Annotated in this window: 23 protein-coding genes, 2 pseudogenes and 1 riboswitch; of the genes and pseudogenes, 12 read left to right on the top strand and 13 right to left on the bottom strand. The window is 69.2% G+C overall.

Annotation, left to right across the window (positions count from 1 at the left end; all coding sequences use genetic code 11):
- Nucleotides 1-339, top strand: a pseudogene (locus O3Q52_RS21615) (hypothetical protein); the annotation flags it as partial.
- Nucleotides 336-1,013, top strand: coding sequence for a hypothetical protein (locus tag O3Q52_RS21610; protein ID WP_269650423.1), 678 nt, complete (start codon nt 336-338; stop codon nt 1,011-1,013). The pseudogene O3Q52_RS21615 and the gene O3Q52_RS21610, both read left to right, overlap by 4 nt.
- 71 nt (nt 1,014-1,084) lie before the next feature.
- On the opposite strand, the gene O3Q52_RS21605 is transcribed toward O3Q52_RS21610, so the two are convergent.
- Both O3Q52_RS21605 and O3Q52_RS21600 read right to left on the bottom strand, forming a co-directional pair.
- Entirely contained in the window at nt 1,085-1,786 is a 702-nt protein-coding gene (locus tag O3Q52_RS21605) for a hypothetical protein (RefSeq protein ID WP_269650422.1), read from the bottom strand.
- Nucleotides 1,783-2,307, bottom strand: a complete 525-nt coding sequence (locus O3Q52_RS21600; RefSeq protein WP_269650421.1) for an RNA polymerase sigma factor — start codon at nt 2,305-2,307, stop codon at nt 1,783-1,785. Before O3Q52_RS21600 ends, O3Q52_RS21605 begins: the two co-directional genes overlap by 4 nt.
- 270 nt (nt 2,308-2,577) lie before the next feature.
- Between O3Q52_RS21600 and O3Q52_RS21595 the strand changes: the two genes are divergently transcribed.
- From O3Q52_RS21595 to O3Q52_RS21585, 3 genes are all read left to right on the top strand, one after another.
- The gene (locus tag O3Q52_RS21595; protein WP_269650420.1) at nt 2,578-3,471 is read left to right on the top strand and encodes a hypothetical protein; all 894 of its coding nucleotides are present in this window, start codon (nt 2,578-2,580) and stop codon (nt 3,469-3,471) included.
- Between the two features lie 73 nt (nt 3,472-3,544).
- Complete coding sequence (locus tag O3Q52_RS21590) at nt 3,545-3,820, top strand: type II toxin-antitoxin system prevent-host-death family antitoxin (protein WP_269650419.1); 276 nt, start codon at nt 3,545-3,547, stop codon at nt 3,818-3,820.
- Complete coding sequence (locus tag O3Q52_RS21585; protein WP_269650418.1) at nt 3,817-4,068, top strand: type II toxin-antitoxin system RelE/ParE family toxin; 252 nt, start codon at nt 3,817-3,819, stop codon at nt 4,066-4,068. Before O3Q52_RS21590 ends, O3Q52_RS21585 begins: the two co-directional genes overlap by 4 nt.
- Before the next feature lie 83 nt (nt 4,069-4,151).
- Here the strand turns inward: O3Q52_RS21585 and O3Q52_RS21580 are convergent, their stop codons facing one another.
- The 5 genes from O3Q52_RS21580 to thrC form a co-directional block, all read right to left on the bottom strand.
- Complete coding sequence (locus O3Q52_RS21580) at nt 4,152-5,276, bottom strand: NADH:flavin oxidoreductase (RefSeq protein ID WP_269650417.1); 1,125 nt, start codon at nt 5,274-5,276, stop codon at nt 4,152-4,154.
- A 269-nt stretch (nt 5,277-5,545) separates the two neighbouring features.
- Nucleotides 5,546-7,171: a chaperonin GroEL gene (groL, locus tag O3Q52_RS21575; RefSeq protein ID WP_189836829.1), complete on the bottom strand. Its 1,626-nt coding sequence runs from the start codon at nt 7,169-7,171 to the stop codon at nt 5,546-5,548.
- 335 nt (nt 7,172-7,506) lie between these two features.
- Nucleotides 7,507-7,713, bottom strand: a complete 207-nt coding sequence (locus O3Q52_RS21570) for a cold-shock protein (RefSeq protein WP_007493268.1) — start codon at nt 7,711-7,713, stop codon at nt 7,507-7,509.
- 455 nt (nt 7,714-8,168) lie between these two features.
- A complete protein-coding gene (locus O3Q52_RS21565) occupies nt 8,169-8,444 on the bottom strand; it encodes a MoaD/ThiS family protein (protein ID WP_269650416.1) in 276 nt (91 codons plus the stop codon).
- 160 nt (nt 8,445-8,604) lie between these two features.
- Nucleotides 8,605-9,909 (bottom strand): threonine synthase, encoded by a 1,305-nt coding sequence (gene thrC / locus O3Q52_RS21560; protein WP_189836827.1) that lies wholly within the window; start codon nt 9,907-9,909, stop codon nt 8,605-8,607.
- A 17-nt stretch (nt 9,910-9,926) separates the two neighbouring features.
- Nucleotides 9,927-10,084: riboswitch (SAM riboswitch) on the bottom strand.
- Nucleotides 10,085-10,286: 202 nt separating this feature from the next.
- On the opposite strand from thrC, the gene O3Q52_RS21555 reads away from it, so the two are divergent.
- Nucleotides 10,287-11,234: a glucosyl-3-phosphoglycerate synthase gene (locus O3Q52_RS21555; protein WP_269650415.1), complete on the top strand. Its 948-nt coding sequence runs from the start codon at nt 10,287-10,289 to the stop codon at nt 11,232-11,234.
- A gap of 246 nt (nt 11,235-11,480) precedes the next feature.
- Nucleotides 11,481-12,890, top strand: a complete 1,410-nt coding sequence (locus tag O3Q52_RS21550) for a trehalose-6-phosphate synthase (RefSeq protein ID WP_269650414.1) — start codon at nt 11,481-11,483, stop codon at nt 12,888-12,890.
- 119 nt (nt 12,891-13,009) lie between these two features.
- Here O3Q52_RS21550 and otsB read toward each other — a convergent pair whose 3' ends face one another.
- The 3 genes from otsB to O3Q52_RS21535 form a co-directional block, all read right to left on the bottom strand.
- Nucleotides 13,010-13,864 (bottom strand): trehalose-phosphatase, encoded by an 855-nt coding sequence (gene otsB, locus O3Q52_RS21545; RefSeq protein ID WP_269650413.1) that lies wholly within the window; start codon nt 13,862-13,864, stop codon nt 13,010-13,012.
- Nucleotides 13,865-14,001: 137 nt separating this feature from the next.
- Nucleotides 14,002-14,241, bottom strand: a complete 240-nt coding sequence (locus tag O3Q52_RS21540; RefSeq protein WP_269650412.1) for a DUF3263 domain-containing protein — start codon at nt 14,239-14,241, stop codon at nt 14,002-14,004.
- A gap of 167 nt (nt 14,242-14,408) precedes the next feature.
- Nucleotides 14,409-15,626: an extracellular solute-binding protein gene (locus O3Q52_RS21535; protein WP_269650425.1), complete on the bottom strand. Its 1,218-nt coding sequence runs from the start codon at nt 15,624-15,626 to the stop codon at nt 14,409-14,411.
- A gap of 226 nt (nt 15,627-15,852) precedes the next feature.
- Between O3Q52_RS21535 and O3Q52_RS21530 the strand changes: the two genes are divergently transcribed.
- From O3Q52_RS21530 to O3Q52_RS21515, 4 genes are all read left to right on the top strand, one after another.
- Nucleotides 15,853-16,833 carry an ROK family protein gene (locus O3Q52_RS21530; protein ID WP_269650411.1) on the top strand — a complete coding sequence of 327 codons (981 nt, stop codon included), beginning with the start codon at nt 15,853-15,855 and terminating at the stop codon, nt 16,831-16,833.
- Between the two features lie 95 nt (nt 16,834-16,928).
- Nucleotides 16,929-18,062 (top strand): N-acetylglucosamine-6-phosphate deacetylase, encoded by a 1,134-nt coding sequence (gene nagA, locus O3Q52_RS21525; protein ID WP_269650424.1) that lies wholly within the window; start codon nt 16,929-16,931, stop codon nt 18,060-18,062.
- A 144-nt stretch (nt 18,063-18,206) separates the two neighbouring features.
- Nucleotides 18,207-19,145 carry a 1-phosphofructokinase family hexose kinase gene (locus tag O3Q52_RS21520; protein ID WP_269650410.1) on the top strand — a complete coding sequence of 313 codons (939 nt, stop codon included), beginning with the start codon at nt 18,207-18,209 and terminating at the stop codon, nt 19,143-19,145.
- 150 nt (nt 19,146-19,295) lie between these two features.
- Nucleotides 19,296-19,646: a peptidase inhibitor family I36 protein gene (locus O3Q52_RS21515; RefSeq protein ID WP_269650409.1), complete on the top strand. Its 351-nt coding sequence runs from the start codon at nt 19,296-19,298 to the stop codon at nt 19,644-19,646.
- A gap of 87 nt (nt 19,647-19,733) precedes the next feature.
- On the opposite strand, the gene O3Q52_RS21510 is transcribed toward O3Q52_RS21515, so the two are convergent.
- On the bottom strand, nt 19,734-20,699 hold the full coding sequence (locus O3Q52_RS21510) for a carbohydrate-binding protein (protein WP_269650408.1): 966 nt from the start codon (nt 20,697-20,699) through the stop codon (nt 19,734-19,736).
- A gap of 154 nt (nt 20,700-20,853) precedes the next feature.
- On the bottom strand, nt 20,854-22,536 hold the full coding sequence (cdgB, locus tag O3Q52_RS21505) for a diguanylate cyclase CdgB (protein WP_269650407.1): 1,683 nt from the start codon (nt 22,534-22,536) through the stop codon (nt 20,854-20,856).
- Nucleotides 22,537-22,948: 412 nt separating this feature from the next.
- On the opposite strand from cdgB, the gene O3Q52_RS21500 reads away from it, so the two are divergent.
- The gene (locus tag O3Q52_RS21500) at nt 22,949-23,512 is read left to right on the top strand and encodes a flavin reductase family protein (RefSeq protein ID WP_269650406.1); all 564 of its coding nucleotides are present in this window, start codon (nt 22,949-22,951) and stop codon (nt 23,510-23,512) included.
- A 27-nt stretch (nt 23,513-23,539) separates the two neighbouring features.
- On the opposite strand, the pseudogene O3Q52_RS21495 reads toward O3Q52_RS21500, so the two are convergent.
- Nucleotides 23,540-23,772, bottom strand: a pseudogene (locus O3Q52_RS21495) (RNA polymerase subunit sigma-70); the annotation flags it as partial.

Here is a 23,772-nt window from a genome sequence, read left to right as displayed (position 1 = left end):
ACCAACGCCTCCGCTCACGCTGTGCGACCACCCGCCGGAGCCGACGAGAGGCACACCCCCACTAAATTCGAAGACCCACTTTACGATCCGTCCGGCCTTCGCCCGATCAACCGCGTATTCAAAATCAAGGCCAACGCGAGGACGCTCGAACGGGATTCCGGTTCCCGCATGACCGAATGGTGCCGTAGCACGACCACGCACGAACTCGGGCACGCGCTCAGCCTCGACGACAACCCGAACACCGGCAGGGTTTCGCTCATGAAGCACGGCCGCAACCGGACGACGGTGCAGAAGCCGCAGCCGTACGACGTCTCCGAAGTGCGGAGGATCTACTCATGACCGCGATCAGGAGCGTTCTCGTCGGCGGTTCGGCGCTGCTGGCCGCCATCGCCCTCACCGGCTGCTCCTCGGACAGCCGGGGCACATCCGAATCCGGCTCCAAGGCCAAGGCCAACACCGGTGTCAAGGCAGCCTCGGACGTCGTGACGTACCACGCCGATTACCCCTCGTACGAGTCGATCGACTCGATCGTGAAGGAGTCGGACGTCATCGTGCGGGGCACCGTGACCAGCTCCCGCGTGCAGGAGCTGTTTCCCGAGAAGTCCACGAGCGACGACCCGGCCGCCAACCCGCAGGCGGGTCTCTCGGACGCGGAAGCCGCCAAGGCCGAGCCGGTGGTCGTCACCGTCTCCACGGTCAAGGTCTCCGAAGTCCTCTCCGGCAACGTGAAGCCGGGGGACACGGTCGAGGTCTCCCAGCTCGGCGGCACGCTGGGCGGCGTGACGTACGCGGAGAAGGAGACGACGACCCTGGTCAAGGGCAAGACCGAGTACGTACTGATGCTCGCCGACCAGGGCACCGCCAACCCGTACGACCTGCTCAACCCGGAGCAGGCCCTCTACGCCGTCACCGCCGACGAGAAGGTCACACCCGTGGCCGACGACGGCTTCGACAACGCCGGCAAGGTCGACCAACTGGCCGCCAAGGCCGACGCCCTGGGCCGGACGAACTAGCCCGCAGCGCACACAGATAAACAGGCACAGGACGACGGTTGCCGTGACCGGTCATGGCAACCGTCGTCGCGTCAGGACGTGAGTCGCAGCGCCTTGAGTACCCCGGGGCTCAGGGTGACGTCGTTGTCGCCCCCGGCCACCGCGTGCCCGCCCTCGATCCCGTACACGCCCTGGGTCGTGTTGATCAGGGTGAACCGTCCGCCGTCCAGCTCGTCGAGCAGCAGGACGTACTCCTTTCCGGCGGCGAGTTCCGCCGTCTCGGGCCCTGATCCGGGCGTGGTGTAGGCCAGCTCGATCTCGCTCCCCGCGGGGGAGCCGCCCTTGGCCGTCGCCACCACCTCGGCCGTGGCAACGGTCTCGGTGAGTCCGTCGACCGTCTCCTCGTGCCCGGCACCGAGCCGCGCCCTGACGATCAGGACCGACGCGGCCTCAAGTTCGGCGGTCTTCGCGAAGTACGGCTCGTCCGCGAGCCCGGAACCACCGCCGTCACCGCCACCGCCTCCCGGTTTCTTCGGGTCCTGCAGGGCGAGGACTGCGACCCCCGCGACCACCGCGGCGGCCGTGCAGGCGACGGCGGCCACGAGAACCCCCCGTCGGGAGGACCGCCGACTCCACACACCTCGTCCTTGCCCTGCCTGCCGTTCCGCCGCCTCGGCCCCGACAAGACCGACGAGTTCGTCGTACGCGCGAGCCGACATGCCGTCCACTGCCGTCGCCGTCGTCTCGTCCGGCATCGGATTGACCCGCTTGACAAGGGACTTCACGTTGATCATGCCGACTCCTCGGGTGAGAGGGATGAGTGCGAGGTGTAGAGGCCGCGGAACGCCTCACGGGCCCGGTGCAGCCGGACCCAGACCGCCGGCCCACTGCACCCGAGGACCTCACCGACCTCAGCCGCGCTGAGCCCGTCCCAGTAGCGCAGGAGCAGCACGTCCCGGTGCCGCTCCGGAAGCCGTTCAAGGGTCTCCACCACGGCGGAGTCCTCTCCGGACGCCGGAGCGCGGTCCAACTCGTCGGTGATACGCCGATGGAGCTCCGTCAGCCGGATCGCCGCGCGGTGGTGATTGCTGAGCAGATTCCGCGCGGTGACGAACAGCCAGCCGGTGGCCACCTCCTCGCCCCCGGCCACGCGCTCCCACGCGATCCGGAAGACCTCGGCGGTCAACTCCTCCGCCGCACCACGGTCACCCACCCGCCGTTGCGCGAAGGCGCGCACACGCGGGTGGTCGCGGACATACAAGGCCGTGAACCGTGCGGTCCGTTCACGGTCGATCGCGGTCTGAATGTTCTCCACACCCTGTTGGTGTCATACGCCCGGCACTTCCTTACAGCGGCCCCGATTTTTTTCTCCCGAAGCTCAAGCGCCGAGCTCCGAGCCCTGCTTCTGAGGATTGGGTGGTGGGTCTCAACCCACCCACCCTCCCTGCGAGTTGACTCGACGCGACCGACTTGCCACGGACAGTTACATGGGTCTAGCGTGCCCGGATAACGAACAGCCCCCGCTCGGTGCTTGCAGGCACCCGCGGGGGCTTGACCTACGAGATCGAAGGACAAGTTCGATCCCATGGCTGACGCCAAGCCTAGTGCTGCCTTCCTGCCCGCGCACGCGACACCGCCGCACCCGAGGGCCAACCCGGGTTACGGAAAACGCGATGCCCCGGACCAACTACCCCGAACGGCCCACGACTTCGCACACCTCCCGCCCCGCGAAGCCGCCGTCGCCGCGTACATCGACCGGCTCCCCGGCGGCGCCGACATCTCCGTAAAGACGCTGGCCAAAACGCTCCCGTACGGCCAGTGCGCACTCCGGACGGCCCTCAACAACCTCCAGCGGGCAGGCCACTTGCGCCGGGGACGCGAACACCTGGCCGGGTCGGGGAGCTCCCGCTGGATCACCCGAACGTGGTTCTCGCGAACGGCGCGGGACGACGACTGGTGGGCGGCGTTCACGAGGGGCGACGTACCGACGGAACCGCAGGAACCCCCAGCCGGGCAGGGTGGCCCCACCCGCTCCCGCGCGTACATCCTGCTCGCTGCGCTCGGCCGTACGACGCCGTCGCTGTCCCTGTCCGCCAGGGCCTGCGAGGACCTCGCCCCGCTGCTCACGGAGTGGTTCGCGAGGGGCGCGACCGACGAACACGTACTCCAGGCCCTGACGGCGGGCCTCCCGGTCCCGGTCCACAGCCCGGCGGCCATCGTCCGCACCCGCCTCACCACGAAGCTCCCACCGGAACCGGAGCCGACTCCGCCGCGACGCCCACCCCTCCGCGTACTGGAGTGCGCGAAGTGCGGCACACCGGGCCGCCCGGAGGCCCTGCCGGGCGGCATCTGCGGCCCGTGCCGGGGCGAGGCCGGGCCCACCCCGGACTCCACACCACTCACGGCCTCCGCAGTACGCACCCACGCCGCCGACATCCGCGCCACGATGGCCAACCGCAGACAAGGAAGCCACACGTGACCCAACCACCCCCTCTTCAGAGAGCAGCCAAGTGAACCAACCGCACACACTCGCAGGTGTGTACAGTTTTCTCATGGAGATGTATCCGCTCGTGGAAGCCCGCAACCAGCTCGGTCAACTGGTGGGCCGGGTCCGGCACGGCCAGGAGCACATCCTGATCACGGAGTACGGCAAGCCCGCCGCCGCACTCATCCCGATAAGCGAACTGGAAGAGCTGCAGCGGCTGCGGGACGAGGCGGACATCGCCGAAGCGCGAGCCCGTGAGGCGGATCCGGCCGGAGCGGCCATGTCGCACGACGAGTTCATGGCTCAGCTGGAGGAAGAGGACCGCCAGGAGGCCGCTTCGTGAGCTACACAGTGGTGTGGGAAGTCCACGCCATGAATGAGTTCCGAAGGCTTCGGATCCTCGACCCCATAGGAGCCAAGGCCGCCTCCGCGGCGGTACGCGCACTCGCCGACGATCCCCGCCCAACGGCAGCCCGTGCCCTGGGCGCATCCGGCTACTACCGGCTGCACATCGGCGCTTGGCGGGTGCTCTACCGACCCGACGGCGCCACCGTCACCGTCCATGTGCTGAAGGTCGGCCGCAGCGCGTGACCCACCCGCCCAACGCCGAGGGCGGCGCCCCCGCAAGAAGAGGCGCCGCCCTCGCCGTACAACAGCCATCAGTGTTGGTCGGCTCAGCTGAGTGAGCCCAGCGCCGCCGCGTCGTACGCGCCCAGCTCGTCGAACCGGCCGTCGAGGACCTTTGCCGCCCACTGGGGGTCCTGGAGGAGGGCGCGGCCCACGGCCACCATGTCGAACTCGTCGCTCTCCAGGCGGTCCAGCAGGTCGTCGATGCCCCTGGCCGGGGCGCCCTCGCCCTGGAAACCCTTGAGGAAGTCGCCGTCGAGGCCGACCGAGCCGACGGTGATGACCGGCTTGCCCGTCAGCTTCTTCGTCCAGCCGGCCAGGTTCAGGTCCGAGCCGTCGAACTCCGGGCGCCAGTAGCGGCGGGTGGAGGCGTGGAAGGCGTCCACACCGGCCGCGGCGAGCGGGGCCAGCAGCGCCTCCAGCTCCTCCGGCGTCTCGGCGAGGCGGGCTTCGTAGGCCTGCTGCTTCCACTGCGAGAAGCGGAAGATGATCGGGAAGGACGGCGAGACGGCGGCACGCACCGCGGCCACGATCTCCGCGGCGAACTGCGTCCGGGCGACGAGGTCACCGCCGTACGCGTCGGTGCGGCGGTTCGTCCCGGCCCACAGGAACTGGTCGATCAAGTAGCCGTGCGCGCCGTGCAGTTCGACCCCGTCGAAGCCGATGCGCTCGGCGGCGGCAGCGGCCTCGGCGAAGGCCTGGATGACGTCGTCCAGGTCCTGCTGGGTCATGGCCTTGCCGGTGACCTCGGCGCCTTCCGTGTGGATACCGGACGGGCTGACGGACGGGGCGTCCGCGAACGGCGGCTCACCGGCCCTGCGCACGCTCCCGATGTGCCAGAGCTGCGGCACGATCTTCCCGCCCGCCGCGTGCACGGCCTCGGCGACCTTCGCCCATCCGGCCAGCTGCTCCGCCCCGTGGAAGCGGGGGATGTCGTCGCTCTGCCCGGCCGACTCATGGCCCACGTACGTGCCCTCGGTGACGATCAGGCCGACCCCGGCGGCGGCACGGCGTGCGTAGTACGACGCCACGTCCTCCCCCGGAACACCGCCCGGCGAGAACTGCCGGGTCATCGGCGCCATCGCGATCCGGTTCGGAACGGTCAGTCCGTTGAGGGCGACGGGCCGGGAAAGGATCTCGGCCGCGCGGGAGGCGGAGGGGACGACAGTCACGTAGGGGCTCCTCGTGGGGGTGGAGTGGTCGAGCGGTCGGTCGAGGGATCCACGCGTACGCATCCCAATTGGTATGTGCACACGCATGAACCACTCCAGGCGACAACCACTCCAACCCTCGTCGCATTCCGCCACCCCACCGCCCACCCCTGTGACCCCGGACACGCCCGAGGGCGGCACCCCTGGAATGGGATGCCGCCCTCGTTCGCGTAACGCGAAGTACTGCGTGCTGCGATGAACTACCGAGCCTTGGCTGCTTGCGCAGGGGCTCAGAAGTCCATGTCACCGCCCGGCATGCCGCCCGGAGCGCCGCCGGCGGCGGCCTTCTCCGGCTTGTCGGCGATGACGGCCTCGGTGGTGAGGAACAGCGCGGCGATGGACGCGGCGTTCTGCAGGGCAGAGCGCGTGACCTTCGCCGGGTCGATGATGCCTTCGGCGATCATGTCGACGTACTCACCGGTCGCGGCGTTCAGGCCGTGGCCGACGGGCAGGTTGCGCACCTTCTCGACGATGACGCCGCCTTCGAGACCACCGTTGACGGCGATCTGCTTGAGCGGGGCCTCCAGGGCGAGCTTCACGGCGTTGGCGCCGGTCGCCTCGTCACCCTCCAGGTCCAGCTTCTCGAAGACCGAGGAGGCCTGGAGCAGGGCCACGCCACCACCGGCGACGATGCCCTCCTCGACGGCCGCCTTCGCGTTGCGAACGGCGTCCTCGATGCGGTGCTTGCGCTCCTTGAGCTCGACCTCGGTGGCGGCACCGGCCTTGATGACGGCCACGCCGCCGGCCAGCTTCGCCAGGCGCTCCTGGAGCTTCTCGCGGTCGTAGTCCGAGTCGGAGTTCTCGATCTCGGCACGGATCTGGTTGACGCGACCGGCAACCTGGTCCGCCGAACCCGAGCCGTCGACGATCGTCGTCTCGTCCTTGGTGATGACGATCTTGCGAGCGCGGCCGAGCAGCTCAAGGCCCGTGTTCTCGAGCTTGAGGCCGACCTCCTCGGAGATGACCTCGCCGCCCGTGAGGATGGCGATGTCGTTCAGCATCGCCTTGCGGCGGTCGCCGAAGCCCGGAGCCTTGACGGCGACGGACTTGAAGGTGCCACGGATCTTGTTGACGACCAGGGTCGACAGGGCCTCGCCCTCGACGTCCTCGGCGATGATCAGCAGCGGCTTGCCCGACTGCATGACCTTCTCCAGGAGCGGGAGCAGGTCCTTGACGTTGGCGATCTTCGAGTTCGCGATCAGGATGTAGGGGTCGTCGAGGACGGCCTCCATACGCTCCATGTCGGTGGCGAAGTACGCCGAGATGTAGCCCTTGTCGAAGCGCATACCCTCGGTGAGCTCGAGCTCCAGACCGAAGGTCTGGGACTCCTCGACCGTGATGACGCCTTCCTTGCCGACCTTGTCCATCGCCTCGGCGATGAGCTCGCCGATCTGGGTGTCGGCGGCGGAGATGGAGGCCGTCGAAGCGATCTGCTCCTTGGTCTCGACATCCTTCGCCTGCTCCAGCAGGGCACCGGAGACGGCCTCGACGGCCTTCTCGATACCGCGCTTGAGAGCCATCGGGTTGGCGCCGGCGGCGACGTTGCGAAGGCCCTCGCGGACCAGCGCCTGCGCCAGAACGGTCGCGGTGGTCGTACCGTCACCGGCGACGTCGTCCGTCTTCTTGGCGACTTCCTTGACCAGCTCAGCGCCGATCTTCTCGTACGGGTCCTCGAGCTCGATCTCCTTGGCGATGGAAACACCATCGTTGGTGATCGTGGGGGCGCCCCACTTCTTCTCGAGGACGACGTTGCGACCCTTGGGACCAAGGGTGACCTTGACGGCGTCGGCGAGCTGGTTCATCCCGCGCTCGAGACCGCGCCGTGCCTCCTCGTCGAACGCGATGATCTTGGCCATGTGAAGTGGTCCTCCCGGACTGGGGTGGAATCTCCAGGACCGCGCCCGCGCCCGCGACGGACGGCCTGCCGACCTCGTGGTTCCTTGCCCCACCCGGCCTGCGGGCCTCACCGACCCGGTCCTCGTTATCACTCTCACCTTCAGAGTGCTAACGCCAATGATTAGCACTCGACCCATGCGAGTGCAAGCGGCTCAGGATGATCCGCAGGTGGGAGCAGGTGGGAAGAGAGCGCACGGACGGCGCGTACGGGGTGCGGGCGTGCCGAAGGGCCCGCACCCCGTGGGGTACGAGCCCTTCGGAAGAAGAACGTCGCTGCAGTAAGTCGGCGCGTGCTTCAGCCGGTCGCCAGTCGGACCATGTCCGCCTGCGGCCCCTTCTGGCCTTGCGAGATCTCAAAATCGACCCGCTGACCCTCTTCCAGGGTGCGGTAGCCGTCCATCTGAATCGCGCTGTAGTGGACGAAAACATCCGCACCACCGTCGACCGCGATGAAGCCGTACCCCTTCTCCGCGTTGAACCATTTGACGGTGCCCTGAGCCATGCCTAACTCCCCTATTACTGGCCCTTGCACAGACCCGCACTTCGCGGATCCGGGTCAGACCTCACCCCCCAACGGTTGGGGGTGTGCGCCGGAACGCGTCGACCGCGGCTGAATGTATCCGTCCAACTGCCGTCTGCAACAGGTCAATCCGACGAGAATTCCGGGCACGACCGATCGGGAATATGTGAAGAATTCACGAAGATTCAGGGCAAGTCGGGCCCCATGAATGCCATAAAAGGCTCAAAAAGGCGGGGCACTTTGGCTACTTCTTGTCGGGCTTCGGGCGGGATCTCAATGCGCCCGGCGTGCGGATCGAAGCAGGTTCCCCAACTGTACCGCGCTCAACCATACAGAATTGCCCCTTCCGCTTCTCTCACGGAGGGGGCAATTCGATGAACTCTCGGTGACGGCCGTTACCGAAGGTAATGATCAGCCCTCGGCGCGGCTCCCGACGGTCAGCCGCCGGCGACGGCGGGAATGATCGACACCCCGGCCCCGTCCGGCGTCGCCGTCTCCAGCCCCTGCTCGAAGCGGACGTCGTCGTCGTTCACGTACACGTTGACGAACCGCCGCAGCTGCCCCTGGTCGTCCAGGACCCGGGCGGCGATCCCGGCATGGTTCTTCTCCAGATCGGCGATGACCGCACCAAGAGTCCCACCCTCAGCAGAAACCTCGGCCTTGCCGCCCGTATAGGTGCGCAGGATGGTGGGGATACGAACGTTGACGCTCATGGGGTTAGACCTCCGTCGGAGTGGGCGGCCCCGTCAGGGGCGCGGGGAACTGCGCGGTCTTTGACTTCTGGGGGCGCGGGGAACTGCGCGGTCTTTGTCTTTAGGGGGCGCGGGGAACTGCGCGACCAGCCCCCGCCGGCCCGCAGCGAAGGAACAACGACTAGCCGAGCCCAGCCTCACGGAAGGAATCCAGGTTCGGCCGGATCGTCGCGGTCAGCCCCGTGTCGGAAGCAACCGCGTCCAAGGTCTTCAGACCGTCCCCGGTGTTGAGCACAACAGTGGTCAGACTCGGATCCAGCAGACCGTTCTCGATCAGCTTCTTCGCCACCCCCACCGTCACACCACCGGCGGTCTCCGCAAAGATCCCCTCCGTACGCGCCAGCAACTTGATCGCGTCGACCACCTGCTCGTCGTTCACGTCCTCCACGGCCCCACCCGTACGCCGGGCGATATCGAGAACGTAAGGACCATCCGCCGGGTTTCCGATCGCGAGCGACTTCGCGATCGTGTTCGGCTTCTGCGGCCGTACGACGTCGTGCCCGGCCTTGTACGCCACGGACACCGGCGAACAGCCCTCGGCCTGCGCACCGAAGATCTTGTACGGCTTGTCCTCGACGAGCCCGAGCTTGATCAGCTCCTGCAGACCCTTGTCGATCTTCGTGAGCTGCGAGCCCGAGGCGATGGGCACGACGAGCTGGTCGGGCAGCTGCCAGCCGAGCTGCTCACAGATCTCGTACGCCAGGGTCTTGGAGCCCTCCGCGTAGTACGGCCGCAGGTTGACGTTGACGAAGCCCCAGCCCTCGCCGGCCGGGTCGCCGATCAGCTCGGAGCAGAAACGGTTCACGTCGTCGTAGTTGCCCTCGATGCCGACGAGCTCGCCGCCGTAGACCGCGGCCATGACGACCTTGCCCTGCTCCAGGTCGTGCGGGATGAACACGCAGGACCGGAAGCCGGCGCGCGCGGCGGCGGCGCCCACCGCGCCGGCGAGGTTGCCGGTGGAGGAGCAGGAGAGGGTGGTGAAGCCGAAGGCACGCGCGGCCTCCAGCGCCTGGGCGACGACACGGTCCTTGAAGGAGTGCGTCGGGTTCCCGGAGTCGTCCTTCACGAAGAGCTTGCCGGCGTCGACACCCAGCTCGCGCGCGAGGTTGTCGGCCTGGACGAGCTTGGTCCAGCCGGGGTTGATGTTCGGCTTGTCGGCCACGTCCGCCGGGACGGGCAGCAGCGGCGCGTACCGCCAGATGTTCGCGGGGCCCGCCTCGATCCGCTTGCGGAGCTCTTCGGCGTCGTAGGCCGAGAAGTCGTACGCGATCTCCAGCGGGCCGAAACACTCCTCGCAGGCGAAGACCGGACCGAGCGGGACGCGGTGGCCGCATTCACGGCAGGAAAGCGCGGCGGCCGGTCCGAGGTCGACGGAGTTCGCGGCGGGGGTGGAGTTCGTGGTGCTTGCAACTGTCTGCGCAGCCATGGAGGCGAGGCCCTTTCTCCTCATCTTCCTCACGACGCACTTCGCCGTGAGACGGATTTGGCACCTTCCCGAGCCGGGAGCCTCGCTGCGCTGATCGACGATGATCAGGACGAGACCGGCTGGAGGGTTGCCGGGGCTTCAACGGGCCGTATCCCTCTGCCCCTCTGGATGAGCGGTATTCAGTTGTGGTTCTGGCTCTGGTTTTGGTTGTGCACGCAACGACCCCCGACATGCGATGGTCATCAGCGTTGTTCAAGACTGTAACCGAAGGCCTGGATGGTGGAGAGAGCCGTCCGAACCGCGAGATGACAGTGACGCACCCGACAGTGCCTCGCGCCGGGCACACGCATCCCAATGAACGCAAGGGAGAGCCGCACGTGCTGGAAGACGTCGAGCGCTGGCTGAGCACGCGCTCCTGGTCCGTAGAGGACCGCCCGCTCAAGAATCTCATCGCCGCGAAGCGTGCCACCGGCTCCACGGTGAGTGTCGTACTGCCCGCGCTCAACGAGGAGGAGACCGTCGGCGAGATCGTCGCGATCATCCGCCGTGAGCTGATGACCAGGAAGGTGCCGCTCGTCGACGAGATAGTGGTGATCGACTCGGGTTCGACGGACCGCACCTCCGAGGTCGCCGCCGAGGCGGGCGCCCGCGTCGTGCACCGGGACGAGATCCTGCCCCGAATCCCCGCCGTCCCCGGCAAGGGCGAGGTGCTCTGGCGCTCGCTGCTCGTCACCAGCGGGGACATCGTCGCCTTCGTCGACGCGGACCTGAAGGAGTTCTCGGCGGACTTCGTCTCCGGGATCGTCGGCCCGCTCCTCACCGAACCGGGCGTGGATCTCGTCAAGGCGATGTACGACCGCCCGCTGGGCTCCGCGGCAGGTCAGGGGGGTCGGGTCACCGAGCTCATGGCCCGCCCGCTCCTCAACATGCACTGGCCGCAGCTGGCCGGCTTCGTCCAGCCGCTGGGCGGGGAGTACGCGGCCCGCCGCTCCCTCCTCGAACAGCTCCCGTTCCCCGTCGGGTACGGCGTCGAGCTGGGCATGCTGGTCGACGCGCTGCATCTGGTGGGCCTGGACGCCCTGGCCCAGGTCGACGTCGGCGTCCGCAGACACCGCCACCAGGACGGCCAGGCCCTGGGCCGCATGTCCGCCGCGATCTACCGCACCGCCCAGCTCCGCCTGGCCCGCGGCCACATGATCCGCCCCTCGCTCACCCAGTTCGAACGAGGCGAAAACGGCTTCGAGCCGCGCACGTACTCGGTGGACATGGAGGAGAGGCCGCCGATGGCGGAGATCGAGGAGTACGTGGAACGCAAGGCGGCGTAGCGCTCCGCGGGGTGCGCCGTTGTTGTGTGCGGCGCCGTGAGGGCTGGTCGCGCCCCGCGGCGGAGCCGCAAATGTCACCGCCCCGCGCCCCTTAAAAGCCAAAAGACTGCGCAGTTCCCCGCGCCCCTTGAAGGGGCGCGGGGAACTGCGCGATCAGCCCCCACCGGCCCGCAGCCAACCGACAACCCCGCCCCCACGGCGAGTGGGAACGTTTGAGCGTTTACAGCGGGGGCTAGATTTCGTGTCATGGTCTCCACCCGCGGCACCCACAACATCCTGGTCGCCTCCAATCGCGGCCCGGTCTCGTACACCCAGGACGAGACCGGCACGCTCACGGCCAAGCGCGGCGGAGGCGGCCTGGTCTCCGGCCTCTCCGCGATCGGCCCGGACGCGGGCGCCCTGTGGGTGTGCTCGGCCCTCGGCGACGGCGACCGCGAGGCCGTACGACGCGGCGTGGGCGAAGACGGCGTACGGATGCTGGACATCGACGCCGACACCCACGCCGCCGCGTACAACGACATCGCCAACTCCGTGCTGTGGTTCGTCAACCACCTGCTCTACCAGACTCCGCTGGAGCCGGTCTTCGACAAGGAGTTCCGGCGCCAGTGGGCGGCCTACGAGACGTACAACCACGCCTTCGCCGAGGCGCTGGCCGAGGAGGCGGCGGAGGGCTCGGCCGTCCTCGTGCAGGACTACCACCTGGTCCTCGTCCCGCGGATGCTCCGCGAACTCCGCCCCGACCTGCGGATCGGGCACTTCTCGCACACGCCGTGGGCTCCGCCGGACTACTTCCGGCTGCTGCCGGACGACATCGCGGCGAAGGTGCTCGGCGGAATCCTCGGCGCGGACCGGGCCGCGTTCCTCACCCAGCGGTGGGCGGACGCGTTCACGGACTGCTGTCACGCCGTCCTGGGTCCCGGGATCCCCTCCGGTACGCGGATCGGGGTGCACGGTCTCGGGGCGGACGCGGACTTCCTGCGCGAGCGCTCGCACCGGCCGGACGTGGACGAACGGCTGGCGGTACTGCGCGAGCAGATCGGCACGGCTCCCGACGGCAGCGCCCGTAAGGCGATCGTGCGGGTCGACCGGACCGAGCTGTCCAAGAACATCGTGCGCGGACTGCTGGCGTTCCGGGAGCTGCTGGAGGAGCGGCCGGAGTGGCGCGAGCGGGTGGTGCACGTGGCGTTCGCGTACCCGTCGCGGCAGGACCTCGCGGTCTACCGCGACTACACGGCCGAGGTGCAGAGGGTCGCGGACGAGATCAACTCCCTGTACGGGACGCCCGGTTGGACCCCGATCCTGCTCAACCTCAAGGACGACTTCGCCCGTTCCCTTGCCTCCTACCGGCTGGCGGACGTGGCCCTCGTCAACCCCATCCGGGACGGCATGAACCTCGTCGCCAAGGAGGTGCCGGTCGTGTCGGACGACGGGTGCGTGCTGGTGCTTTCGCGGGAGGCGGGGGCGTACGAGGAGTTGGGCGAGGATGCGGTCGTGGTGAATCCGTACGACGTTTCGGGCACGGCCCGGGCGTTGCACGAGGCGTTGACCATGCCGGCGGGTGAGCGGGCCGAGAGGACGAAGCGGTTGGCTGTGGCCGCGACCGCCTTGCCTCCGGCGCAGTGGTTCTTGGACCAGCTTCAGGCGCTGGACTCGTAGCTCGCCGGCGCGGGGTTGTTCGGACCGTGCGGGTGCGTGGGGGCTGGTCGCGCCCCGCGGCGGAGCCGCAAATGTCACCGCCCCGCGCCCCTAAAAGACTGCGCCGTTCCCCGCGCCCCTTAGTGCGCTAGCTCAGTTGCCAGGGCAGCCAGTAGGCGTACCACTCCCTCCGGGCCGTCCACCACCAGGTCCGCCCGGTCGGACAGTTCTGTCACCTCGTTGCTGCCGCTGCAGACGAGGAGGCCGGGGGTGCCGTCGGAGCGGAGTTTTTCGACGGCGGCGAAGGCGGGGAGGTCGCCGAGGTCGTCGCCGCAGTACATGACCGACTCGGCTCCGACGTCGCGTACGTACTCGCCGAGGGCGACGCCCTTGTCCATGCCCGCCGGGCGCAGTTCCAGCACCATTCTTCCCGGTTCGACGATCAGGCCGTGGCGGGCGGCGAGCTCGGCGAGGGGTTCGCGGAGGGCCTCGAAGGCGGCCTGGGGGTCCTGGGCGCGGCGGGTGTGGACCGCGACCGCCCTGCCCTTCTCCTCGATCCAGGTGCCCTGCCAGGCGCCGATGGCGTCCAGGAACCCGGGGAGTTCGGCGCGGGCCTCGGCGACGCCGGGATGGGGGGCGGGGGCCTGGACCGTGCCGGTGACGGCGTCCCAGCGTTCCGCCCCGTAGTGGCCGAGCACGACGAGGTGCTCCAGGCCCGGGACTCCGGCGAAGCCGCCGTGGCGTACGGCCACGCCGGCCGGCCTTCCGGTGACGACGGCGACGGAGGCGACCTTCGGGGCGAGTGCCGCCAGGGCGGGTACGGCGTCCGGGTGGGCGCGGGCCTGTTCGGGGTCCGGGACGATCGGGGCGAGGGTGCCGTCGAAGTCGAAGGCGAGGACTGCCCTGTCGGGCCGCGCGATGATGGCTTCGAGGCCGTCTCGGCCCGCCGGGGTCACGGGGGTCGGCATCGACGATGACTCGGGGTGACTGGCCATGCTGCGACCTTATCCGCGGGCACCAAGTCTTTCGCCCCCGCCGCCCCTACCCATTCCCGTCCCTTACTCGGGGGCCAGCTCCCGAACCCCCGCTCCTCAGACGCCGGAGGGGCTGGAGTACCGGTGGGTGGGCTGGGTTACTGCTCCCTCTCGGTCCTGCGCACATCCCTCACCCGGCGCAAGCGGTTGATCGTCACCGGGTCGTGGGCCAGGGCCCGCGGCGCGTCCAGGAGGGCGTTCAGGAGCTGGTAGTAGCGGACGGGCGCCAGCCCCAGTTCTTCGCGTATCGCCCGCTCCTTGGCCCCCGGAGTCGCCCACCCCCGCCGCTCCAACGCGAGAACGGCAAGCTCCTGGGGTGTCAGCTCCACGTCTTCCATGCCCAGCACGCTAGCGGAGCCCGGCAAAGGCGCCCCGACAGGGGCGCGGGGAACGGCGCAGTCTTTTAGGGGCGCGGGTAACGGCGCGACCAGCCCTCACCGGCCCGCACCCGACCAACAACCCAGACCAACCAGATCAACCAGATCAACCAGATCAACCAGCGGAGCTAAGACGCGCTCTCCTCCGCGGCAGCAGCCCTCTGCAGCTGCCCCAGGATCGCCGCCGGACTGCCCTTCGGGCCCACGGCCTTGCCTATCTGCTGCTTGATGTCCGCGCTGACGGACGCCCAGGACGTCTTGGCCACGGGATACAACTCGGCATTGGGCAACTCGTCGAGGAAACCGACGAGATCCGCGTCGGACTTGTCCGCGGACATCGCCTCGGACGCCGACGTGGTCACCGGCAGCAGGTCGTACTCGTGAGAGAACCTGAGCACGTTCTTCTCGCTGTAGACGTAGTCGAGGAAGTTCCCGACCTGCTCGGCATGCCCGGGCTGCTTGAACGCCATCATCCAGTCGGCGACGCCCATCGTCGCCTTGGACCGCCCGTTGATCCCGGGCATCGGCACCATGCCGAACTTCACGCCCTTCGCCGCGGCGGCCTGCATCAGCGTGGGGTGACCGTTCAGCATCCCGACCTCGCCGCGCGCGAACGCCGCAAAGGCCTCCGCACGGTTGAGATTCGCGGGCGCGACGGGTCCGGTGAGCCCCTTCTCGACCAGTTTCTCCTTGAGCCAGGTGAAGGTCTCGACGTTCTGCTTGGAGTCGATGCCGTACGACCCGACCGTGTCGGTGTAGCCGTCGCCGCCGCTCAGCAGCCACATCATCGTCTCGGCCTGCGCCTCCTCGGGCCCCAGCGGCAGCGCGTACGGGTACTTCACGCCACGCGACTTGAGGACCTCGGCGTCGGACGCGAGCTGGCTCCAGCTCTGCGGCGGGGTGAGGCCCGCGTCGCTGAAGAGCTTCTTGTTGTAGAAGAGCAGGCGGGTCGAGGAGGCGAACGGCATGCCGTACTGCGTCCGGTCTATCTCGCCGGCCTCGGTGAGCCGGCTCACGAAGTCGGCCTGGGTGTTGATGGAGAGCAGGTCATCGGCCTTGTAGAGCTGCCCCTTCGCGGCGTAGTCGGCGTACGCGCCGATCTGCGCCATGTCGGGTGCGTCACCGTCGGCGACCATCTTCTTGACCTTGGCGTCCACCTCGTTCCACGAGTAGACGCTCACCTCGACCTTGACCCCGGGGTTCTTCGCCTCGTACGCCTTGGTCAGTTCGTCCCAGTACTTCTGGGAGCTGTTCGCCTTGGAGTCGCCGTAGTCGGCCGCCACCAGTCGCAGCGTGACGTCCCCGGACCCGGAGGAACCGCCACAGCCGCCGAGGGCCGCCGTCATGCCCAGCGCGGACACCACCGCGATCAGACCTGTCACTCGCCGCTGCACCGCTGCCGCCCCAACCTTCTCGTCCCGCACTGCCGATTCACACGGCCGGTTCACCCGGCCCGCCCGCACGGCTCGTTCACACGTGCGATCTCATGCTTTCGATTCGCAATTTCGCTCTAAGGTCTACACCACGTGAGTGGACTAGACCTCTCACGGGGTAAGGGGCGACACTGTACCCGTGAGACATGTCATCGCCCTAGACGTGGGCGGCACCGGGATGAAGGCCGCCCTCCTGGGGGCGGTCGACGCCGCGCCCTCCGGGGGGACTCCCCCCGTGCTGCACCGGGCCCGTCGCGCCACGGGCCGGGAGCACGGTCCGGACTCCGTCGTCGAGTCGATCCTCGCCTTCGCCGCCGACCTGCGCGCGCACGGCGAGCGCCACTTCGGCGAGCCCGCGGCAGCCGTCGGGGTCGCCGTGCCCGGCATCGTGGACGCCGACCGCGGCATCGCCGCGTACTCGGCCAACCTCGGCTGGCGCGACGTACCCCTGCGGGACCTGCTCAGCCGGCGGCTGGACGGGATCCCGGTCGCCCTCGGCCACGACGTGCGCACCGGCGGGCTCGCGGAGGGCCGGATCGGCGCGGGCCAGGGCGCGGACCGGTTCCTGTTCGTGCCGCTCGGCACCGGCATCGCGGGCGCGATCGGCATCGACGGCCGAGTTGAGGCGGGCGCGCACGGCTTCGCGGGCGAGATCGGCCACATCGTCGTACGCCCCGGCGGTACCCCCTGCCCGTGCGGCCAGCGCGGCTGTCTGGAGCGGTTCGCGTCCGCCGCGGCGGTCAGCGAGGCCTGGGCCGAGGCGTCCGGCGACCCGGAGGCGGACTCAGTGGACTGCGCGAAGGCCGTCGGGTCCGGGGACCCGCGGGCCCTGGTGGTCTGGCAGGAAGCCGTGGACGCGCTGGCCGACGGGCTCGTCACCGCGCTCACCCTGCTGGACCCGCGAACCCTGATCATCGGTGGCGGTCTCGCCGAGGCCGGGGAAACCTTGTTCACACCGCTACGAGCCGCGGTCGAGCGACGCGTCACCTTCCAGAAACTCCCGTCCATCGTCCCCGCCGCACTGGGGGACACGGCCGGCTGCCTGGGCGCGGGCCTCCTGGCCTGGGACCTGCTGGGCACCCCTTCCCCTTCCAACCCCGCTTCGGAGGTAACCACCTGATGACCACTGAGCGCATCGCCCCTTCAGGGGCGCGGGGCAGTGACATTTGCGGCTCCGCCGCGCGGGCGCGACCAGCCCCCACCGACCCGCACGTAGTGGTCATCGCCGGTGCCAACGTCGTACTTCCCACCGGGACGGTGACCGGCGGCCGCGTGATCGTCGAGGGCACGCGGATCTCCGGGAGCGCTCCCGACAACGCACCCCGCATCGACCTGACAGGTCACTGGCTGGTCCCCGGCTTCGTCGACATGCACAACCACGGCGGCGGCGGAGCCTCCTTCACCTCGGGCACGGTCGAGGAGATCCTCAAGGGCATCCGCACCCACCGTCTGCACGGCACGACGACCCTCGTCGCCTCCACCGTCACCGGCGACATGGACGGTCTCGCCCAGCGCGCCGGACTCCTCTCCGAGCTGGCCGAGCAGGGCGACCTGGCGGGCATCCACTTCGAGGGCCCGTTCATCTCCCCGTGCCGCAAGGGCGCCCACTCCGAGGAGCTGCTGCGCGACCCGGACCCGGCGGAGGTCCGCAAGCTGATCGACGCGGCCCGCGGCCGGGCCAGCATGGTCACGCTCGCCACGGAACTGCCGGGCGGCATCGACTCCGTACGCCTCCTCGCCGAGCACGGCGTCATCGCGGCGATCGGCCACACGGACGCGACGTACGAGCAGACGGTGGAGGCGATCGACGCGGGCGCGACCGTGGCGACGCACCTCTTCAACGCGATGCCCACGCTCGGGCACCGCTCCCCCGGCCCGATCGCCGCCCTCCTTGAGGACGAGCGGATCACGGTCGAGCTGATCAACGACGGCGTGCATCTCCACCCGGCCTCCCTCCAGCTGGCGTTCCATCACGCGGGCGGCGACCGAGTGGCGTTCATCACGGACGCGATGGACGCGGCGGGCTTCGGCGACGGGCGGTACATGCTCGGCCCCCTGGAGGTCGAGGTCAGCGAGGGTGTGGCGCGGCTCGTGGAGGGCGGTTCGATCGCGGGCTCCACGCTCACGCTGGACCGGGCCTTCAAGCGGGCGGTGACCGTCGACCGGCTGCCGATCGAGGACGTCGTCGCGGCCATCGCGGCCAATCCGGCCAGGTCACTGGGCCTGTACGACCGGGTGGGCTCGCTGGAGCCGGGCAAGGACGCGGACCTGGTGGTACTGGACGCCGACTTCGAGCTCAAGGGCGTGATGCGCCGGGGCGAATGGGTGGTGGATCCCCAACTGGGGTGATTCACACCCGTGTTGCCGTACGGCGGTCGACCCTCGGGACTGGGCCGACCGCCGTTCCCTTTGGCATGATCGGGCCTCCGGAACAACCGGCAAGCGCGTTCCACGCGTCTACTTGACGAATCTCTTCGAGGGAGGCCGGCCCAGGTGATCCTCACGGTCACGCTGAACACCGCTCTCGACATCACCTATCGCGTACGGGGGCTGCGACCGCACACCTCGCACCGCGTCACCGAGGTGATCGAGCGGCCCGGCGGAAAGGGCCTGAACGTGGCCCGGGTGCTCGCGGCCCTCGGCCACGAGGTGACCGTGACGGGCTTCGTGGGCGGCGCCACCGGGCGGGCCATGCGGGAACAGCTCGTGGACACGCCTGATGTCGTCGACGCGCTGGTCCCGGTGAGCGGCTCGACCCGCCGCACGATCGCGGTGGCCGACACGGCGACCGGTGACACGACTCAACTCAACGAACCAGGACCGGAGATCACCCCCGCCGAGTGGTCCGCCTTCCAGGAGGCGTACGAGGTTCTGCTGCGCTCCTGTTCGGCGGTGGCCCTGTGCGGCAGTCTGCCTCCCGGGGTGCCGGTCGGGGCGTATACCCAACTCGTGCGCACCGCTCGGGCGTTGGCGGTTCCGGTGCTGCTCGACACGAGCGGGGAGCCGTTGCGGCGGGGAATCGCCGCACGGCCCGACATCGTGAAGCCGAACACGGACGAACTGGCCGAGCTGACCGGCTCGCACGACCCTTCGCAGGCCACCCGGGACGCTCGCCGACGCGGGGCGCACTCGGTCGTGGCGTCGCTGGGGGCGGAGGGGCTGCTGGCCCGTACGCCGGACGGGGACTGGCGTGCCGCTCCGCCGCGGGCCGTACGCGGCAATCCCACGGGTGCGGGTGACTCCGTGGTGGCGGGGCTGCTGTCGGGTCTGGTGGAGCGGCTGCCCTGGCCGGAGCGGCTTTCCCGGGCGGTCGCCTTGTCCGCGGCGACCGTACTGGCGCCGGTGGCGGGGGAGTTCGACCGGTCGGCGTACGAGGAACTGGTGAACCACGTGACCGTTGACCTTTTCCAGCGTCAGGTCGAGACGCGGTGAACAGCTCGAAAACTTCGTCGCTTTAGGTTTCTTCCGCCAAGTGCTCGGCCATGTCGCGTGTCTGATCTCACGTCACATTATTCACGCGCGCAACTGCAGGCCCTGCGTTAACCTTCGAAAGTCTGTCGATCAAGAAAAAGGAAATATGTCATGGGCATGATCAGAGCTGGTCTGACGATGACGGCTGTGGCCGGACTGCTGCTGGGCGGCACGCTCGCCACGCCGGCCGCGGCGGCCGATCCGAACACCTGCCCGCAAGGGTATGCGTGCGGATGGTCGGGGAAGAACAGGACCGGTGAGAGGAAGGTCAACTCTCTGACACCCGGCTGCTACGCCCTCAACCGGATCAACCGGTCCGTCTCGAACCAGACGAACTACCGTGTGGAACTCTGGAACGCCACCACTGGCTGCCAGCAGGGCACCAAGCTGGCCACACTGAAGCCGCACACCTACGCGGACAACCCCGGTGCCGTCAACTCAATCGCGGTCTACGCGCAATAGTGCCGCGAGCCCTCGTATCGAGGGCCGCTCCTGGAGTACATCGACGGTGCTTCGCCCGTGACCGGGCGGAGCACCGCGCTTCGGCCCCTACTTCCAGCCGCTCTCAAGCCGCAGCTGATCCAGATTGACATCGCACTGGTTTCCCGTCTCACAGGAAAGCCCGATGACGTTGGTGCCCTTGTTCAGCTGGATGTTGGCCCACGTCTCCGTCCAGCCCTTCTCGTAGTCACCCTCGGCGGCCTTGGAGAAGTTCGCCAGGTTGAGCGGGCGGCTCTGCGCCTGGCCGTTGATCGTGAGAGTGGCGTCGGCGTCCTTGCCGGGCACGCCGTAGTTGACGAACAGCGTGTACTTGCCGCTCTTGGGGATGTCGTTCATGTTCCAGGTGACCGACGCGCCGACCTGGTTGAAGCCCGCCACATAGATACCGCCCGCGGCCTCGGCTCCCTTGATGTCCGACGCGGTCGACACGCCGGGGCCCAGCTTCAGGGCCTTCGCGTCGATCTCCGGCAGGTCCGCCGGGTCCGCGGCCGGCTTCGACGCCTCCTTGCTCGGCTCGGCGCTGTCGCCGGCCGACGGGGTCGAGCCCGACGCCTCGCCGCCCTTGTCGTCGTCCGAGTCGCCGCCGAGCATCGCGATGCCGATGCCGATCACGACGGCCGCCACGACGGCGACGGCGCCGATCAGCAGGCCCTTGGTATTGGGACCGCGGCCCCGGCCGCCACCGCCGTGGCCATGACCCTGGTCGGGCATCGGCTGGTACGTGGTGGGCTCGCCGCCGGTGAAGGCCTCGGGCCCCGAGTGGTTCGCGTTCGGCTGGCCGTACGTCCCCTGCTGCTGGGGCACCTGCCCGTACTGCGCGGTGGGGGCGGTCGGTGCGGCGGACTGGCCGTACTGGCGCTCGCCGACCGGCCGCACCCTGTTGACCGAGCCGGGGTAGCCGTAGCCACCCCCGCCGCTCGGCGGCTGGGCTCCGGCGGCCTGCCCGTCGGCGTACAGATAGCCGAACGGGTCGTCGTCCTCGGGCGTGCTCGCGCCGTTGTTGCCGGGCGTCATCCCTAGGTCTCCTAGCGGGTGCGGTTCAGATGCGGTACGGGGGATCGAAAGGCGAGCCTACCCTCCCCCAATCTCGAATTCACTCGACCGGGGGGACCCCCATCGGCTGCCCCAAACGGGTGACTCAGCTCGCATCGCATCGCTGACCTGGGGATCAGCCCGCACGCCTGTGCGCTCTGGGACGAGACCGTTTCTCTATGTACATCCGCTCGTCGGCGGACTGCAACACCTCGTCCGCCGTCATGCCGCAGTGTGCCCACCCGATACCGAAGCTGGCACCGACTCGCATCGCCCGGCCGTCGACCCTGATGGGCTGGATGATCTCGTTCCGCAGGCGTACCGCGAGGTCCTGCGCGTCGGCGCGGCCGAGACCGTCGGCGAGCACCACGAACTCGTCGCCGCCGAGCCGCGCGACCGTGTCCCCGTCACGCACGGCGCCGCCGAGCCGCCGGGCGACCTCGATGAGCACCGCGTCGCCGGCGTTGTGCCCGAAGCGGTCGTTGATCGACTTGAAGCCGTCCAGGTCGCAGAAGAGGACCGCGAGCCCCTTCGTCCCGTCGTCCCGCTCCCCCTCCGGGGCGACGGTGTGCACATGGTGGTCGTAGGCGTCGAACGCCTCGGGGCCCGGCCGGTAGTCGAAGCCGTGCCCGTTCGCGTCGTACACACCGACCGCGGCGTGGTCGGCCGGCCCGTGCCCGTACGCGGCGTCGATCGTGTCGACCACGCCGGGCTCGATCGCCGCGGGGCGTGCGCACAGCCTGGCGCCGAGCCGGGAGCGCAGCTCCGCGGAGTTGGGCAGGCCGGTGAGCGAGTCGTGCGAGGCCCGGTGGGCGAGCTGCAGCTCGCGGCGCTTGCGGTCCTCGATGTCCTCGACGTGGGTGAGCAGGAACCGCGGCCCGTCGGCGGCGTCCGCGACCACGCTGTTGCGCAGCGACACCCAGAGGTACGTGCCGTCGCGGCGACAGAGTCTGAGTTCGGCCCGCCCGCCCTCGGCGGAGGTCCGCAGCAGGGTGCCGATGTCCTCGGGGTGGACGAGGTCGGAGAAGGAGTAGCGGCGCATCGAGGAGGCGGGGCGGCCCAGGAGGCGGCACAGGGCGTCGTTCGTGCGCAGGATCCGGCCGTGCTGGTCGCCGCCCATCTCGGCGATCGCCATGCCGGACGGGGCGTACTCGAAGGCCTGCCGGAAGCTCTCTTCACTGGCGCGCAGCGCCTGCTGCTCCCGCTCCAGGCGGACGAGCGCGCGCTGCATGTTGGCTCGTAGACGCGCGTTGCTGATGGCGATGGCGGCCTGGAACGCGTACATCTGCAGGGCCTCGCGGCCCCACGCGCCGGGGTGCCGGCCGTTGCGCGGCCGGTCCACGGACAGGACGCCGATCAGTTCGCCGCAGGAGCCGCCGGGGACTCCCGGGGTGTACATGGGCGCGAAGAGGCGGTCGGCGGGGTGCCACTCGTCCTCGAAGCGCGGTGCGGGCCCGTCGGTGTACCACTGCGGGACGTCGTCCTCGTCGAGGACCCAGCCCTCCGTGTGCGGTATGAAGCGCAGATCGCCCCACGCCTCGCCCATGGTGAGCCGGCGCTCCCAGGAGGTGCGGGAGCCGACGCGTCCGGTGATGAGCGCCTCGGCGGCGGAGTTCCCGGCGAGGGCGGCGACCACGAGATCACCGTCGGGCTGTACGAGGTTGACGCAGGCGAGTTCGTAGCCGAGGCCGGTCACGACGCCGTCGGCGACGGTCTGCAGCGTGTCGGCAAGGCTGCGGGCCGTGTTCATGTCCGCCATGACCTGATGCAGCTGCCGCAGGGTCGCAAGACGGACGTACGGCTCCGACTCGGTCTCCATGCTCGCTCTCCCCGAGACGCTCGACAGCAACTCCAGAGTTATCCAGGCTTCTCGTCGGTACTCATCGCCTACTGATCGACTACTGATCGCCTACTGGTCACTCACCGACCGCTTACCGGCCGGTCCCACTGATCGCCTACTGCTCGCAGCGTCCCCGCCACTGAATCACAGCGCGCTGCCCACTCGGTACACAGGGTCAACAAAATATGGCACCTGTGACTCAAGTCACAGGTGAAGATGAACAATTGAGTAGAGTTTCTGTGTTTTCACCGTGCGTTTACTGAACGCAAATTGGTGGGAGATGTGCGCGCGCCTGATAGGAGGCACAAGTCACACTCCTTCCTCGGTCCTAGGACCCGGTTCGGCCCCTGGCCCGATGTGTCGCACGGACGCCGGACAATAGCGTCTTCCCGTGCTGAACACTCCCTCTGCCGCTCCTTCCGCCCCGTCCGTGCATGCTGAGGGGGTGAGCAACGACGAGTTCCGCGCCGCCATGTCCCGGCTGGCCGCGGGTGTGGTCCTGGTGACCGCGCACGAGCCGCAGCCGGACCCGGAGGGCCCCAGCGGCGAGGACGTCGGCATGACGGCGACCTCCTTCATGTCCGTGTCCCTGGACCCGCCCCTCGTCATGGTCGGCCTGCGCGAGGGCTCCCGCATGGACGACCTGCTCGACGAACAGCCCCTGTGGGCCGTCTCCGTCCTCGCCGACAGCCAGCGCCAGATCGCGGGCCGCTTCGCCATGAAGGGCCGTATCTCCGACCGTCTCCTCTTCGAGGACCTCCTGTGGGTACGCGGTGAGGTGTCCGGGGCCCCGCTGATCGGCGGTGCCCTGGCGACCCTGGAGTGCCGGACCGAACAGCGGGTGACCGCCGGGGACCACACGCTGGTCATCGGCCGCGTCCTGACGTCCTCGGCACCGAACACGGAGAGCGGGCCGCTGACGTACTTCCGGGGCCGGTACCGGCAGTTGGGGTAGCCGTTGTCGGGGTGTCGGCGGGCCGCCTCACCCCTCCAGGAAGGTGACGTCGAGCCCTTCCAGCCGCTCCGGCTCCCGGACGATGTCGATCACCGCGATCCGGCCGTGCACGACTGTGAAGGACAGCACGCTGGCCAGGCGCCCCTCCACGAGGCCCACGACGCCGACGGCCCCGTTGACCAGGGCGTGCCGTCCAACAGCGGCCAGCCGCCCGAACGTGATCGCACCGGATGCCACGGCCGCCGCGCCGGTCGTCACCC

The sequence above is a fragment of the Streptomyces sp. ActVer genome (assembly GCF_027270795.1).
Taxonomy (GTDB): domain Bacteria; phylum Actinomycetota; class Actinomycetes; order Streptomycetales; family Streptomycetaceae; genus Streptomyces; species Streptomyces umbrinus_A.
The sequence above is the reverse complement of the archived record's forward strand: the minus strand, read 5'-3'. Positions and strand labels throughout refer to the sequence as shown.